General features: G+C 58.6%; 15 protein-coding genes. 6 read left to right on the top strand and 9 right to left on the bottom strand.

The features are described from left to right. Positions 1–52: 52 nt before the first annotated feature. The 4 genes from RUE5091_RS03560 to RUE5091_RS03545 all read right to left on the bottom strand — a co-directional run bounded on the left by RUE5091_RS03560 (position 53) and on the right by RUE5091_RS03545 (position 3,108). The gene (locus RUE5091_RS03560) at positions 53–1,024 is read right to left on the bottom strand and encodes a beta-ketoacyl-ACP synthase III (RefSeq protein ID WP_058280517.1); all 972 of its coding nucleotides are present in this window, start codon (positions 1,022–1,024) and stop codon (positions 53–55) included. A gap of 21 nt (positions 1,025–1,045) precedes the next feature. Then, positions 1,046–2,134 carry a phosphate acyltransferase PlsX gene (gene plsX, locus RUE5091_RS03555; RefSeq protein WP_058280516.1) on the bottom strand — a complete coding sequence of 363 codons (1,089 nt, stop codon included), beginning with the start codon at positions 2,132–2,134 and terminating at the stop codon, positions 1,046–1,048. Positions 2,135–2,157: 23 nt separating this feature from the next. After that, positions 2,158–2,364: a 50S ribosomal protein L32 gene (gene rpmF, locus RUE5091_RS03550; protein ID WP_037316137.1), complete on the bottom strand. Its 207-nt coding sequence runs from the start codon at positions 2,362–2,364 to the stop codon at positions 2,158–2,160. Between the two features lie 207 nt (positions 2,365–2,571). After that, positions 2,572–3,108, bottom strand: a complete 537-nt coding sequence (locus tag RUE5091_RS03545; RefSeq protein WP_058280515.1) for a YceD family protein — start codon at positions 3,106–3,108, stop codon at positions 2,572–2,574. Between the two features lie 85 nt (positions 3,109–3,193). Here RUE5091_RS03545 and RUE5091_RS03540 point away from each other — a divergent pair, with 85 nt between their 5' ends. From RUE5091_RS03540 to RUE5091_RS03530, 3 genes are all read left to right on the top strand, one after another. After that, the gene (locus RUE5091_RS03540) at positions 3,194–3,673 is read left to right on the top strand and encodes an outer membrane protein assembly factor BamE (RefSeq protein WP_112297139.1); all 480 of its coding nucleotides are present in this window, start codon (positions 3,194–3,196) and stop codon (positions 3,671–3,673) included. A gap of 94 nt (positions 3,674–3,767) precedes the next feature. Next, complete coding sequence (locus RUE5091_RS03535) at positions 3,768–4,502, top strand: GNAT family N-acetyltransferase (RefSeq protein WP_243470706.1); 735 nt, start codon at positions 3,768–3,770, stop codon at positions 4,500–4,502. A 41-nt stretch (positions 4,503–4,543) separates the two neighbouring features. Next, positions 4,544–6,352 (top strand): ABC-F family ATP-binding cassette domain-containing protein, encoded by a 1,809-nt coding sequence (locus tag RUE5091_RS03530; protein ID WP_058280513.1) that lies wholly within the window; start codon positions 4,544–4,546, stop codon positions 6,350–6,352. Here the strand turns inward: RUE5091_RS03530 and RUE5091_RS03525 are convergent. Beyond that, the gene (locus RUE5091_RS03525) at positions 6,349–6,900 is read right to left on the bottom strand and encodes a sugar O-acetyltransferase (protein ID WP_058280512.1); all 552 of its coding nucleotides are present in this window, start codon (positions 6,898–6,900) and stop codon (positions 6,349–6,351) included. The two genes, RUE5091_RS03530 and RUE5091_RS03525, sit on opposite strands and share 4 nt — an antisense overlap. Before the next feature lie 9 nt (positions 6,901–6,909). Next, positions 6,910–7,665, bottom strand: coding sequence for an SDR family NAD(P)-dependent oxidoreductase (locus RUE5091_RS03520; RefSeq protein ID WP_058280511.1), 756 nt, complete (start codon positions 7,663–7,665; stop codon positions 6,910–6,912). A gap of 209 nt (positions 7,666–7,874) precedes the next feature. Between RUE5091_RS03520 and RUE5091_RS22865 the strand changes: the two genes are divergently transcribed. Further along, positions 7,875–8,843 carry a hypothetical protein gene (locus RUE5091_RS22865; protein ID WP_131726269.1) on the top strand — a complete coding sequence of 323 codons (969 nt, stop codon included), beginning with the start codon at positions 7,875–7,877 and terminating at the stop codon, positions 8,841–8,843. A gap of 75 nt (positions 8,844–8,918) precedes the next feature. On the opposite strand, the gene tyrS is transcribed toward RUE5091_RS22865, so the two are convergent. After that, complete coding sequence (gene tyrS, locus RUE5091_RS03510) at positions 8,919–10,172, bottom strand: tyrosine--tRNA ligase (RefSeq protein WP_058280744.1); 1,254 nt, start codon at positions 10,170–10,172, stop codon at positions 8,919–8,921. Positions 10,173–10,464: 292 nt separating this feature from the next. Here tyrS and RUE5091_RS03500 point away from each other — a divergent pair, with 292 nt between their 5' ends. Then, positions 10,465–11,574 carry an anhydro-N-acetylmuramic acid kinase gene (locus RUE5091_RS03500; RefSeq protein WP_058280743.1) on the top strand — a complete coding sequence of 370 codons (1,110 nt, stop codon included), beginning with the start codon at positions 10,465–10,467 and terminating at the stop codon, positions 11,572–11,574. A 1-nt stretch (position 11,575) separates the two neighbouring features. Beyond that, complete coding sequence (locus tag RUE5091_RS03495) at positions 11,576–11,998, top strand: GIY-YIG nuclease family protein (RefSeq protein ID WP_058280508.1); 423 nt, start codon at positions 11,576–11,578, stop codon at positions 11,996–11,998. A gap of 64 nt (positions 11,999–12,062) precedes the next feature. Here the strand turns inward: RUE5091_RS03495 and RUE5091_RS03490 are convergent, their stop codons facing one another. Continuing rightward, the gene (locus RUE5091_RS03490) at positions 12,063–12,950 is read right to left on the bottom strand and encodes a fatty acid desaturase (RefSeq protein WP_058280507.1); all 888 of its coding nucleotides are present in this window, start codon (positions 12,948–12,950) and stop codon (positions 12,063–12,065) included. A 3-nt stretch (positions 12,951–12,953) separates the two neighbouring features. Beyond that, entirely contained in the window at positions 12,954–13,373 is a 420-nt protein-coding gene (locus RUE5091_RS03485; protein WP_058280506.1) for a cupin domain-containing protein, read from the bottom strand. Between the last annotated feature and the right edge of the window lie 27 nt (positions 13,374–13,400).

The following is a 13,400-nucleotide window of genomic DNA, read 5'->3' as shown; positions in this document are numbered from 1 at the left end:
CGCTGTCAATATCAATGAATTGCAAGTCTGTGTGTAAGCCGATTTGCGCCGGTTACCAACGCAGAACAACCGCACCCCAGGCCAGACCGCCGCCAATGGCCTCGGTCACGACCAGATCGCCTTGTTTGATTTGCCCGCGCTGTTTGCCAACAGACAGGGCCAGGGGAATCGATGCAGCCGAAGTGTTTCCATGGTCCTGAACCGTAACCACGACATTATCCATCGGCAGGCCCATTTTCTTGGCGGTGCCCTGAATGATTCGGATATTGGCCTGATGCGGCACAATCCAGTCGACATCGGAATTGCCAAGGCCCGCAGATTCCAGTGCGGTTTCGGCGGTTTTCGTCAGTTTTTCAACGGCATGGCGGAATACCTGGTTGCCTTGCATTCGCAAATGACCGGTCGATTGGGTCGACACACCACCATCAACATAAAGCAGGTCCTTGTATCGACCGTCCGAATTCAGGTCGGTCGCCAGTATACCGCGATCCTGTGCGGTGCCTTCGCCTTCTTGTAGTTCCAAAACCAGCGCGCCAGCGCCATCGCCGAACAGCACGCAGGTCGACCGATCGGTCCAGTCCATGATTCGCGAGAAGGTCTCGGCCCCGATGACCAGAACACGTTTGGCCTGACCGGATACAATTAGGGCGTTGGCATTGGTCAGTGCAAAGACGAATCCGGCACAGACGGCCTGAACGTCAAAGGCGAACCCCTTGGTCATGCCCAGTTGCGCCTGCACCATGGTTGCGGCGGACGGAAAGGTCAGGTCAGCAGTCGAGGTTGCCACAACGATGGCGTCTATATCGTCCGCCGTAAGTCCCGCATCCGCCAACGCGGCCTCGGCCGCTTTGGTGGCCAGATCGGATGTGGTTTCGTCTTCGGCGGCAAAGTGGCGGCGTTCGATACCAGAGCGGGTTTTGATCCACTCATCCGTTGTATCAAGCGTCTTTTCAAACTCGGAATTCGGAACGATGCGCTCTGGCAAATAATGTCCGACACCTACGACAACTGAACGGCCTGCCATGCTTGGGTACTGCCTTTTTTGTTATTCGCCGGCCTTTGGCGGCGTGTGGGCGGCATCTTGTGCAAGCTCGGCTGTCGATGCAACCCGCGCCGCCAATTTTTCGGCGAAGCCGGACTGGGCTAGGGTATAGGCCAGTTTGACTGCTGCCGAGACTCCGGTGGCATCCGCGCCACCATGTGATTTGACCACGGTTCCGTTGAGGCCAAGGAAAACCCCGCCATTCACCCGGCGCGGGTCGATACGTATTTTCAGACGGTTCAGCGAGGTGATCGCCAGAACCGAAGCTAAGCGAGACAGCGGTGAATACTTGAACGCTTGTCGCAGTAGATCACCGATCAGGCTGGCTGTACCTTCACCTGTCTTGATCGCGACATTGCCAGTAAACCCATCGGTGATAATGACATCTGCCTTATCGCCGGGAATATCGCTGCCTTCAACGAAGCCGACAAATTCGAAATTCGCCTGCTCTGCGAATTCCGTGATCATCGCGTGCGCTTCTTTCAGCTCGGCGCGGCCCTTGTGTTCTTCAGTGCCTACGTTCAGCAGGCCGATCCGCGGGCGTTCCAGCGCCATGCCGTTGCGCGCGTACGAGGCGCCCATCAGTGCGTATTGCAGCAGATCCTTGGCGTCGGCACGCACATCTGCGCCGACGTCCAGCATCACGTTGAACCCTTGCGGGTTGCGCGAAGGCCACAGAATTGCAATTGCCGGACGGTTCACGCCCGGCAATTTGCGCAGTCTCATCATCGACAGAGCCATCAACGCGCCGGTGTTGCCGCAAGACACAGCGCCATGCGCTTCGCCTTGCCGCACCGAATCCAACGTCGACCACATCGAGGTCTGTTTGCCGCTGCGGACAACCTGGCTGGGCTTGTCCTCCATCGTGACCACATCGGTGCAATCACGAAAAACGACGCGCCCCTGAAGGACACGCCGTTTGGCAACAAGTTTGCGCAGCGTTTGCTCAGGCCCGTGCAGGATGAACGCGATATCAGGGTTTACGCTTGCCGATTTGGCAATGCCCGCAACCACGGTCGCGGGCCCCGAGTCTCCGCCCATAGCGTCAACCGAGATGGTAATCCGTCCGGCCTGCGAGGGCTGTTCTGTCATGCCTTGCCTGCGCTTTTAAAGGCTTAGGCCGCGTCTTCGTCCAGGTCGATTTCGTCGGCCTGTGCGACGACTTCGCGGTCATCGTAGTGGCCGCAGGACGCGCAGACGTGGTGCGGGCGCTTCAGTTCGCCGCAATTGGCGCATTCGTTCGGGTTTGCAGCAACCAGAGCGTCGTGTGCGCGGCGATTGTTGCGACGCGACTTGGAAACTTTGTTCTGTTGGACGGCCATGGTCTCAACCTTTGTCTAACTAAGGGCCAACAGATTCGCTGTGGGCCGGGTTTCATTCTTCGTTTTTCTCGTGGTTTGACGCGCGTTTAGGGTACAAGCCCCACGTTGTCCAACCCAAATTCCGATGAGCGCGCGAAAATACTGCGATTCTCGACATGTTCAAGCGATTTTTCTGAGGGCGTGCTATGACAGGAAAACAGACCTATGTCACTCGTCTTTTTTCAATGCATCCCGCAAACCGGCCAGACCGGCAAAGGGTTTGACGTCTTCATCCGTCATGGCCTGTTTGCCCGGCTCGGTATAGTCGGCTTGTCCCAATTCCGCACCATCTTTGCGCGGGTATTGGGGCAGGGCCAGCGACAGGGCCTCGATCATAACAAGTGCCGGGTCGATCTCGGCGCCCAGCTGTTCTGTTTCATCGCCTTCGGGGATTTCAAACTCGGCTTCTTCGGGATCAGTCCAGTCGGCCACAAATATCCGTGAAACAGGAATATCGATGCGGGTGGTCACAGGTTCCAACGACACCACGCAGGGCTGAATTACCGTAGCACCCAATTTTCCGTTCAGCGCCCAGTCGCGCTTGCCCTGTGCCCTAACGTCACCTGCAAAGCTGAGCTTGCGCAGGCCCAGCAGGCCTAATTCGTCTCTGATCGCCTCCAACGCCTTGGTGTCCGGGCGCAAGTTAAAGGACGTCGGTGCGTTTTGCGGCAGGTCGGCCACCCGTAAAGTAGTCTGGTTGCTCATTCGTGACCCTTTCCTGTGTTGAACCGGGGCTGCGGTTTGATGTAAGCGGATAGGGTCCGTAACGGGCCAAGGCAAGAGGGTGTGAATGTTGAAGGTTGTGAACAGGTTGAAACCAGCGTCGAAAACGCTTGTCTTTGCGGCCTGTTTGGCAGCGGCCGGTGCATGTACGCCAGTCTTCAAGAATCACGGATACATCCCGCCAGCTGAAGAATTGGCCGAGGTCAAAGTGGGTGTCGACACCCGCGACAGCGTGATCGAGGCGGTCGGGGCCCCAACTTCGTCCGGCGTAATCCGCGATTCCGGCTTTTACTATGTCCGGTCGCGTGTTCGCCATTACGGTCCGAAAAAACCCGAAGTCGTCTCGCGCGAGCTGGTGGCGATCAGCTTTGATGACCGGGGCGTGGTGCGCAACATCGAACGTTTCGGGCTTGAGGACGGCATCGTCGTCACGCTGGATCGCCGGATTACCGAATCCACGATTCAGGGTCAGGGCTTTATCCGCCAGCTGTTGGGTAACATCGGCAACTTCAACCCGGCCAATATTCCGGGTGCAAGCCAGCAATAAAGAATCAGCCTTGCAGTGGTCGTCCGGCAGTCACACATTGCGTGGTGGGGGCATGGCAAGAGGAAACGGGTCAGCAACCGCGGAGGATGCGACCATGGCACTATTGCTTGGGAAGGGGCGGTACCGCGTCCGGCTGGCTCAGTCGCCGCAGGACGTGGCAGCGGCACAGCAGCTTCGGATGCTGGCCTTTGGAACGGACAAGCCCGACCAGGATGAATTCGATCCGCTCTGCGCCCATATTCTTGTCGAGGATGCGCGAGCAGACGAGCAGTTGGTTTGCTGCTTCCGAATGTTGATAATGGCGGATGGCACTGAAATCGGCCGCAGCTATTCGGCGCAGTATTATGATCTTTCCGCGCTCACCGGGTTCAATGGACGGTTGGTCGAGATGGGGCGGTTTTGCGTCCATCCGGATTGGACCGACCCGGATATTCTGCGTGTCGCATGGGGCGCTATGACGGCCTATGTAGATCAGAATAACGTCGAAATGCTGTTTGGCTGTTCCTCTTTCGCCGGGACCGAGACTGAGGATTATCTGGATGCGTTTGCGATGCTGAAGTACCGGCATCTGGCACCAAAACGCTGGCTGCCTCGGGTCAAGGCGCCGGATGTATTCCGATTTGCCACGCGTCTGCGGCGCAGGCCGGATGCGAAAAAGGCGATGCTGCGGATGCCGCCTTTGCTGCGCACATATCTGATGATGGGCGGATGGGTCAGCGATCATGCGGTGGTCGACCGAAAAATGAATACGCTGCACGTCTTCACCGGGCTTGAGATCGGCGCGATTCCCCAGGCGCGGAAACGATTGTTGCGGGCCGTGGTCGGGTAATCGCCGTTGACGCCTTGGCCCTGCCGGTTTAGCTGGCAGGCATGGCGAGAATTCCTTTGTTGCAGATGTCCGGCATTTCCCTGACTTTCGGGGGCAATCCGGTGTTTTCCGAACTGGACCTGGTGGTTCAGCCGGGTGATCGCGTGGCTCTTGTTGGGCGGAACGGGTCGGGTAAATCCACCTTGATGAAAGTGATGGCCGGTCTGGTCGAAGCCGATCAGGGTGACATTGTCGTGCCGCCGGGGAAGTCCGTTGGGTATATGGAACAGGACCCCGGGATGGAGGGGTTCGCCACGCTGGGCGATTATGCCTCCAGCGGGTTGGAGCCGGGTGAGCTGTACAAAGTCGAACGCGCCGGAGAGGGGCTGAAGTTTGACCCGGATCGCGCGGTCGAAACCGCCTCGGGCGGCGAAAGACGGCGCGCGGCGCTGGCCAAGTTGATGGCTGAAGCCCCCGATCTGATGCTGCTGGATGAGCCGACCAACCATCTGGATATCGAAGCCATCGCCTGGGTGGAACGCGAGTTAGGTGCGACACGGGCTGCTTATGTTCTGATTTCGCACGACCGCGCGTTTCTGCGGGCTTTGACCCGTGCAACGCTGTGGATCGATCGTGGCATGGTGCGGCGGCAAGAACAGGGGTTCGAGGCGTTCGAAACCTGGCGCGACAAGGTTTGGGACGAGGAAGATCAGCAGCGGCACAAGCTGAACCGCCTGATCAAGTCCGAGGCGAAATGGGCCGTTGAGGGCATTAGCGCGCGGCGTAAACGCAACCAGGGCCGGGTGCGGGCCCTGCAGGCGTTGCGGGCCGAAAAGGCGGCGCAGATCAAACGTCAGGGCTCGGCTGCGATGACGCTTGATGCAGGGCCGAAATCCGGGCGAAAAGTGATCGAAGCTAAAGGTTTGTCCAAGTCTTTTGATGCCCAACAGATCGTGCGGAACTTTGACCTTTTGGTGCAGCGTGGTGACCGGGTGGCTTTTGTCGGACCCAATGGCGTAGGCAAGACGACCCTATTGAAGATGTTGTTGGGACAAGAGCAACCGGATGAGGGCTCGGTGACCCTGGGTACCAATCTTGAGGTCGCAGTTTTCGATCAGACGCGCGCGCAACTAGACCCGGAAATGAGCCTTTGGGACAGCCTGACCGGCGACCCCGAGATGCGGGTGTCTGGCAAGGCGGATCAGGTCATGGTCGGTGGCCAACCCAAGCATGTGGTCGGTTATCTCAAAGAGTTCCTGTTTGAAGAGGCTCAGGCCAGAGCGGCGGTTAAGTCCCTGTCAGGTGGTGAAAAAGCGCGGTTGCTGCTGGCTAAACTGATGGCCAAACCCTCGAACCTTTTGGTGTTGGACGAACCGACCAACGATCTGGATGTCGAGACACTGGACCTGTTGCAAGAGTTGCTGGACGATTATGACGGCACCGTTCTGCTGGTCAGTCACGACCGGGATTTCCTGGACCGCGTCGCCACCACAACCATCGCGATGGAGGGCAATGGCCGCGCAACCGTCTATGCAGGCGGGTGGTCGGATTATATTGCGCAGCGAGGGGAAGTTGCTGAAAAGAAAGTTGAAAAATCAAAACTCTCCAAGCCGAAAGTAAAGCAAGAAAGCCAAACGAAATCGGGCTTGTCGTTTTCGGAAAAACACCGGCTTGAGAAACTGCCCGCCGAAATCGCCCGTCTTGAGGCTGAGATCGGCAAGCTAGAAGACCTCATGTCAGATCCCGAACTGTTCACCCGCGAACCGGTCAAATTCCAGAAGGCGACCGAAGCTTTGGTCGAACGACAGGAAAAACTGGCCGCAGCCGAGGAAGAGTGGCTGACGCTCGAAGAAAAGGCCGAAGGCGCTTAGGACTGTTTCAGCGCTCGGGCAGGGTTTCCAACTACGGTTTCTTCGGCCACTACGTCTTTGGTCACGACGCTGCCCGCGCCGATGGTGGCATTGTCGCCAATTGTGATGCCGGGCATCAGGATGGCTCCACCGCCCACCCAGACATTCTGCCCAATCGTCACTGGCAGGCCAATTTCCAGACCCTGCGCACGCTCGACCGGGTCTTTGGCGTGTTGGGCGCAATAAATCTGAACGTGCGGGCCGAACATCGTGCCGTCTCCGACCCTCACCGGTGCGGTGTCCAGAACCACGCAGCCCGCGTTGAAATAAACGCGCTGTCCAAGGCGGATGTTCACCCCATAGGCGCAGTGAAAAGGGGCCTCGAGAAAGCAATCCGACCCGGTGCTGGCAAACAGTGCCTGCAACTCGGGGGCCAGTGCACCGCGGGTATCAGGTGGACAGGTGTTATGCGCGTGAACCGCGCGCCTAGCCCGCGCGCGCAGCGCATCCAATTCTGGATCCAGACAGCAATACCATTGTCCGGCCTGCATCTTTTCGCATTCGGTCATGAAACAGACCTATCGCATACGCAGGGCACCGTCGATGCGGACGACTTCTCCGTTCAGATATCCCATCTCGACGATGAAGCCGGCCAGTCGTCCGTATTCTCGTGGATCACCCAGACGGGCCGGGTTAGGGACGTCAGCGGCCAGTTGCTGCTGCACTTCTTCGGGCAGACCGGCCAGCATCGGGGTCATGAATATGCCAGGGGCGATGGCCATAACCCGTATCCCGGTTGAGGCCAGATCGCGAGCCATCGGCAGGGTCATCCCGACTACGCCGCCTTTTGAGGCCGCGTAGGCCGCTTGTCCCTTTTGCCCATCAAAGGCCGCGATCGAAGCGGTGTTGATGATCACGCCGCGCGAACCGTCGGGTTCGGGGGCATTCTTTGCCATCTCAGCCGCAGCTAGGCGCGAGACGTTGAAGGTGCCCACCAGATTGATGTCGATGGTGCGTTGAAATGCGTCCAGAGGGTGGGGGCCGTCCTTGCCCACTGTCTTGATGCCATAGGCGATCCCGGCGCAGTTCACGGTGGTAGTGATTTTGCCCATCTTGTCCATCGCTAGTCCAATGGCCGCCGCGACCGATGCCTCATTCGTCACATCCGTTTCCGCGAAATGCCCGCCGGTTTCGGCCGCAACCTGAGCGCCACGGGCAGTATCGCGATCCAGAATGGTGACTTGCGCGCCTTGTTCGGCAAAGTAGCGTGCTGTTGCCTCGCCCAGCCCTGAGGCACCGCCTGTGATGATGGCGGATGTGGTGGACAGTTGCATGGCGGTTGTCTCCTCTTGGGATATGAACGTTTGTTCAGTTAATCTAAGTATTAAGGCCGTGTCCACAATCCAGGTGTGATTTTTCAAAGATCTGTATCGCTTCTCAAGGCTTTCTCAGATGATCTTTAACCAAGCTTAATGCGCAAGTCTCACATCGAAACTCAGGGAAATGACGCGTCGAGGGGGCGTCGAAGAAGGAGATGAGCGTTATGAGTAAGAGATTGAAGGTTGGAATTCCTGTGCTGGTGGCAGCACCTTTTCTGACGGTGATGATGGCAAGCAGTGCCGTAGCCGCGCCAGACGTGTGCAATTGGAAAACCGCTCGCGATGCGGCGAATCGCGGGGATTATCGGGCGCTGTGTGATTGTCAGAAAGTGACGCCCAGCTTTTTGGAGCGTCTTCAAAAGCGGTCGGATTTCACGACCACTTTGCGCAATACAACGGCACAATGCCCGGGATTGGCTGCATTGCTGACCGATCAGCCGACTGGGTCGATTGGTGCGATCGGAACACCGGGTGAGGCGCGTAGCAATGATCAATTCGCTGAACTCGGTTCGGACAACAGAAGCACCGGGTCTGGCGGCGGTAGTGATCCCGGTAACGGCGGTAGTGATCCCGGTGACAGCGGCGGTGATCCCGGTAACGGCGGTAGCGATCCCGGTAACGGCGGCAGTGATCCCGGTAAAGGCGGTAGCGATCCTGGCAACGGCGGTAGCGATCCTGGCAACGGCGGTAGCGATCCTGGCAACGGCGGTAGTGATCCCGGTAACGGCGGCAGTGACCCTGGTGACGGTGGCAGTGACCCCGGTGACGGTGGCAGCGATCCCGGTAACGGTGGCGGTGGCAATGGCGGCAACAACGGCGGCGGTAAAGGCGGCGACGGTAAAGGTGGTGGCAAAGGCGGCCACGGCGGCGGCAAAGGCGGTGACGGTAAAGGTGGCGGCAAAGGCGGTGACGGTAAAGGTGGCGGCAAAGGTGGCCACGGCGGCGGTAAAGGCGGCGACGGTAAAGGTGGCGGCAAAGGCGGCCATGGCGGTGGCAAATGTGGCGACGGTAAAGGTGGCCACGGCGGTGGCAAAGGTGGTGACGGTAAAGGTGGTGGCAAAGGCGGCCATGGCGGTGGCAAAGGCGGCGACGGCAACGGAGGCCACGGCGGCGGCAAAGGCGGCAAGCGGTAACTGCACCTTCACAATCGAAAATAAAAACGGCCACCCAATCAGGTGGCCGTTATTTTTTGTCGGCTAAGGCTATGATCAGCCGAGTTGCACAAGCGCGTGACGCTTTTTGCCAGCACTTAGCTTGATTGGCGACGACAGCGCGCCTGCGTCAATCATCAGCCCTGCATCGGTCAGTGGCGCGTCGTCCAGCTTCGCACCGTTCTCAGCGATTAGGCGCTTGGCCTCTTTGCCCGATTTGGCCAGGCCCGATTTCACAATGACCTGCACGATGGACATGCCGTCGCCCAGCTCATCCGCGCTGAGGGTCAGGGTCGGAAGGTCTCCGCCCACGCCGCCCTTTTCGAACACTTCACGCGCCGTGGCTTCGGCCTTGGCTGCGGCTTCAGCCCCGTGCAGCAGGGCAGTGATTTCGTTTGCCAAACGGATTTTGGCCTCATTGATCTCGGACCCCTGAAGCGCTCCCAGACGGTCGCACTCATCAACCGGCATCTCGGTGTAGAGCTTCAGGAAGCGCCCCACATCTGCGTCAGTGGTGTTGCGCCAGAACTGCCAGAATTCGTAGGGCGAGCGCATTTCGGCGTTCAGCCAGACGGCGCCGTCCTGAGATTTGCCCATCTTCTTGCCGTCGCTTGTGGTCAGCAAGGGCGAAGTCAGGCCGTAGATCTCGTGATCCAGCACGCGACGCGTCAGGTCGATACCGTTGACAATATTGCCCCACTGGTCACTTCCGCCCATCTGCAGGACACAGCCATAGCGGCGGTTCAGCTCAAGGAAGTCATAGGCCTGCAGGATCATGTAGTTGAATTCGAGGAATGACAGCGATTGCTCGCGATCCAGCCGCGATTTCACCGATTCAAACGCCAGCATCCGGTTGACGGAGAAATGCCGCCCGATATCGCGCAGGAAATCGAGGTAGTTCAGGCCATCTAACCATTCGGCATTGTTCAGCATCAAGGCCTTGTTTTCGGCATCGCTGTCATAGTCGATATAGGCCGAGAACACCTTTTTGATGCCCGCAATGTTTTCGTCGATCTGTTCGGGGCCCAGCAGGGGGCGTTCATCCGCACGGAACGACGGGTCGCCCACTTTGGTGGTGCCGCCCCCCATAAGGGTGATTGGCTGGTGACCGGTTTTCTGGAACCAGCGCAGCATCATGATCTGGATCAGGCTGCCCACATGCAACGACTTGGCCGTCGCATCAAAGCCGATATAGGCCGGTTTGCACCCACTGATCAGCGCTTCGTCAAGGCCCTGATAATCGGTGCAGTCGGCGAGAAAGCCGCGCTCGATCATCGTGGCGATGAAATCCGATTTGGGGTGGTAGGTCATATCGTGCCCTTTGGGTTTATGTTGCGAGGCACTGTATAGGCGGGGCGTCAGGCAAGGAAAAGCCACCATTTCCAAGAAAACCCGGGCAGCGTGCGCTTTTGAATGCCGGTGATTGCAACACAAATACAGCCAGTGCAATCGGTTCTTGTGCCGGCTGGCATCACCTTCCTGCCGATTGTGGTTGCAGATGCGCAGGTTGCACCAAAATTACGCGCGGGCAGCGAAGTGTCTTGCGTTGCCGGGCATCGAACAGGCAGGTTGAGCGCCATAAAACAGGATAAATGAGGTGAGCGTGAATCGGGCCATCAGGAAAGGCGGGCCAATCAAGGCCCTGGGTGCGATGTCGGGCACATCGCTGGATGGTGTGGATGCAGCTGTGGTTGAAACCGATGGGCATCAAATCATCGGTTTTGGCCCAAGCGGCTATCGCGCGTATTCAGAGGCCGAGCGCGCCGATCTGCGCGAGGCATTAGGTCAGTGGCATGGTCCAGAAGTGGACAAGGCGGCTGAACTGGTCACTTTTGCGCATGCCGAGGCGCTTTCGGAATTCGAAGAGATCGACCTGATCGGCTTTCACGGACAGACTGTGGCGCATGAACCGCACGGTCGGGGTACGTTGCAGGTGGGTGACGGCAAAGGGTTGGCGCAGGCCCTGGGCGTGCCGGTGGTCTGGGATTTTCGCAGTGATGACGTAGCGATGGGGGGCGAGGGCGCGCCTTTGGCACCGTTCTTCCACTTTGCCTGCGCCAAATGGATCGGGGCGACCCAGCCCCTGTGTTTCCTGAACCTCGGTGGTGTGGGAAACCTCACCTACGCGGACCCCGGCTTTGACGGCCCGGAAGCGCCCGGCGCTCTGTTGGCCTTTGACACCGGGCCTGCCAATGCGCCCGTTGATGACCTGATGCAGGCCCGACTGGGCCTGCCGATGGATCGTGACGGCGCGGTTGCGCGTGGCGGCACGGTCGAGATGGGTGCGCTCGAACTGTTTCTGGCCGAGCCATATTTTGCCCGGATGCCACCGAAATCTTTGGACCGGAATGACTTTGCCGAAATGATCCGGCTGGTAAAGGAGTTAAGCGACGCCGACGCCGTGGCCACCCTGACCGGCATGTGTGCCGCAGGCGTGGTGCAGGGGATGGAACATTGCCCCAAGCCGCCCTCGCGCCTTCTGGTCACCGGTGGCGGGCGGCACAACCCGGTGCTGATGGAGATGCTGCGTGTCGCATTGGACTGCCCGGTAGAACCTGTCGAAGCGGTAGGGCTGGACGGTGACATGCTCGAAGCACAGGCTTTCGCTTATCTAGCAGTGCGCGTGGCGCGCGGGTTGCCGACCTCATGCCCTGGGACAACCGGCGTCAAGGCGCTGGTCGGTGGTGGGGTGGTGAGCACGGTGGCGGGGTAGGATGAGTTTTGATGGTGAATTGCGCGTTGTTGCCGAGTTAGACCTTAGGCCTCAGGATCGCTTTGCTAACCCGAAAGGTTATGCCCTCGCGCCGGATTACGATGTTTTCTATTGCTCGTTTAAAGTTAATGCGCCGAAAGCCTCGGGGATATACTGGATTCTGGTCAACGACGTGGTTGTTTACATCGGCCGGGCGAAGAATCTGCACAACCGCCTCAGTGTTCAGTATGGTACGGTTTCTCCACGGCATCCGTATAAGGACGGGCAACTGCAAAAGTGCCGAACTAACGCGAAGATCAATTCCATCTTATCCAATGGGGGGCAGGTTTCATTCAGATGGAAGGCCTGCGTTGACTATTTTGAACAGGAACATGCGCTATTGAAGTCACCGGAAACCAGACCGGCTTGGAATCTGCGCGCATAGTTGTGTGTGCGCCTGACGCACAATGCTCATCAGGGTGATACGAGGGTGCTTTTAGCTTATCTACTCATCTAAGAGATTGCACAAAGTCAGCCGTAAACTCCGAATACCCCTCCGAGGTCGATTTCAGATGCGCCTGGGTCCAATCGTGTAGCGCGGGCAGATGGTGGAACGGCACGTTGGGAAAGGCGTGGTGTTCGGCGTGGTAGGGCATGTTCCAGGCCAGAAACCGTACAATTCGGTTGGTGAACGTGGTTCGGGAGTTCTCGAGCATATTAGCGACAGGGGGACACAATCCATGCTCGGCCAGAAGGTAAAGCCGCAGGATGGGCTGCGCGATCAGCACCGGCAGAAGCCACAACCAGAACAGCGCTGATGAATAGAACAAGCTGAGACCGGAAAGGACATAGACCCCCAATAGCAGCCGCGCCTCAATACGCATGGCGCGGTGTTGGCGGGCAGGCAGATAGGGCGCGTCGATCCAGCCAAAGGCGTTTTGCATCAGAACCTTTGCCATTCCGGCCCAATACGGCCAGCCGCTGAGGTAAATCAGCAGGTCTCGCCAATTCCCGGGCCGTGGTTTGCCGCCCAACTCCGGGTCCTTATCCGGGTGATTGGTCCATTTGTGATGCGCCAGATGGAAATACCGAAACCACGTAAAGGGCAGGGCGATAGGGAACGAGACCAGATGCCCGATGACATCGTTCAACCAGCAGCTGCGAAACGGTGTTTTATGTGTGCATTCATGGCTGAGCGTGAACAGGAAGACCAAAAGGACGCCTTGAGGGAGGATAAACAAGGGCCAGAGAGGAGCCCTGAGCGCGATACAGGCGGATGTACCCGCCAGTAGCGCGCCATACATTGCCAAATGCCTAAGCCCTGCCGCGTCAGATCGTTTCTGAAGGCTGTCTTTTGCCTCGGGCGGGATTGAAGCTATGAGGGCGCGGTGATCCATGGTTTATCCGCGCGCAATGTCGAACCCCGGCGCGGCCAGAACAAAGCCGTCGAATTCAAATCCGGGTGAGACAGTGCAACTGACCAAAGTGTACTCTCCGGTCGATTGCGCCGATTGCCAATGGTTCTTGGGCACGATCAACTGCGGCGCACCTTTGGTTAGGTCCGGGGTCAGTAGGTGATCGGTGGCGGGGCCGTCATCCGTGGGGCTGAGGGACAGGATCAGTGGTGCACCGGCGTGATACAGCCAGATCTCGGTCGCATCGACGCGGTGCCAGTGGCTGTGCTCACCCGATTGCAGCAAGAAGTAGATGCAGGTGCCGGTAGCACGGCCTTCGTTGTCAGCCCGCCAGGTTTCGCGGAACCAGCCACCCTCGGGGTGGCGCTGCAGGTGCAGGTGGTCGATGATCTCTTGCGCGGTCATTGGGGCCTCTTGCTTGGTTAGGGGGAT

The organism is Ruegeria denitrificans (assembly GCF_001458295.1).
Taxonomy (GTDB): domain Bacteria; phylum Pseudomonadota; class Alphaproteobacteria; order Rhodobacterales; family Rhodobacteraceae; genus Ruegeria; species Ruegeria denitrificans.
The sequence above is the reverse complement of the archived record's forward strand: the minus strand, read 5'-3'. Positions and strand labels throughout refer to the sequence as shown.

Excerpts from the sequence above, each read along its gene's own strand:
- RUE5091_RS03560 (WP_058280517.1), bottom strand. The coding sequence starts at position 1,024 with ATGGCAGGCCGTTCAGTTGTCGTAGGTGTCGGACATTATTTGCCAGAG.
- plsX (WP_058280516.1), bottom strand. The coding sequence starts at position 2,134 with ATGACAGAACAGCCCTCGCAGGCCGGACGGATTACCATCTCGGTTGAC.
- rpmF (WP_037316137.1), bottom strand. The coding sequence starts at position 2,364 with ATGGCCGTCCAACAGAACAAAGTTTCCAAGTCGCGTCGCAACAATCGC.
- RUE5091_RS03545 (WP_058280515.1), bottom strand. The coding sequence starts at position 3,108 with ATGAGCAACCAGACTACTTTACGGGTGGCCGACCTGCCGCAAAACGCA.
- RUE5091_RS03540 (WP_112297139.1), top strand. The coding sequence starts at position 3,194 with ATGTTGAAGGTTGTGAACAGGTTGAAACCAGCGTCGAAAACGCTTGTC.
- RUE5091_RS03535 (WP_243470706.1), top strand. The coding sequence starts at position 3,768 with ATGGCACTATTGCTTGGGAAGGGGCGGTACCGCGTCCGGCTGGCTCAG.
- RUE5091_RS03530 (WP_058280513.1), top strand. The coding sequence starts at position 4,544 with ATGGCGAGAATTCCTTTGTTGCAGATGTCCGGCATTTCCCTGACTTTC.
- RUE5091_RS03525 (WP_058280512.1), bottom strand. The coding sequence starts at position 6,900 with ATGACCGAATGCGAAAAGATGCAGGCCGGACAATGGTATTGCTGTCTG.
- RUE5091_RS03520 (WP_058280511.1), bottom strand. The coding sequence starts at position 7,665 with ATGCAACTGTCCACCACATCCGCCATCATCACAGGCGGTGCCTCAGGG.
- RUE5091_RS22865 (WP_131726269.1), top strand. The coding sequence starts at position 7,875 with ATGAGTAAGAGATTGAAGGTTGGAATTCCTGTGCTGGTGGCAGCACCT.
- tyrS (WP_058280744.1), bottom strand. The coding sequence starts at position 10,172 with ATGACCTACCACCCCAAATCGGATTTCATCGCCACGATGATCGAGCGC.
- RUE5091_RS03495 (WP_058280508.1), top strand. The coding sequence starts at position 11,576 with ATGAGTTTTGATGGTGAATTGCGCGTTGTTGCCGAGTTAGACCTTAGG.
- RUE5091_RS03490 (WP_058280507.1), bottom strand. The coding sequence starts at position 12,950 with ATGGATCACCGCGCCCTCATAGCTTCAATCCCGCCCGAGGCAAAAGAC.
- RUE5091_RS03485 (WP_058280506.1), bottom strand. The coding sequence starts at position 13,373 with ATGACCGCGCAAGAGATCATCGACCACCTGCACCTGCAGCGCCACCCC.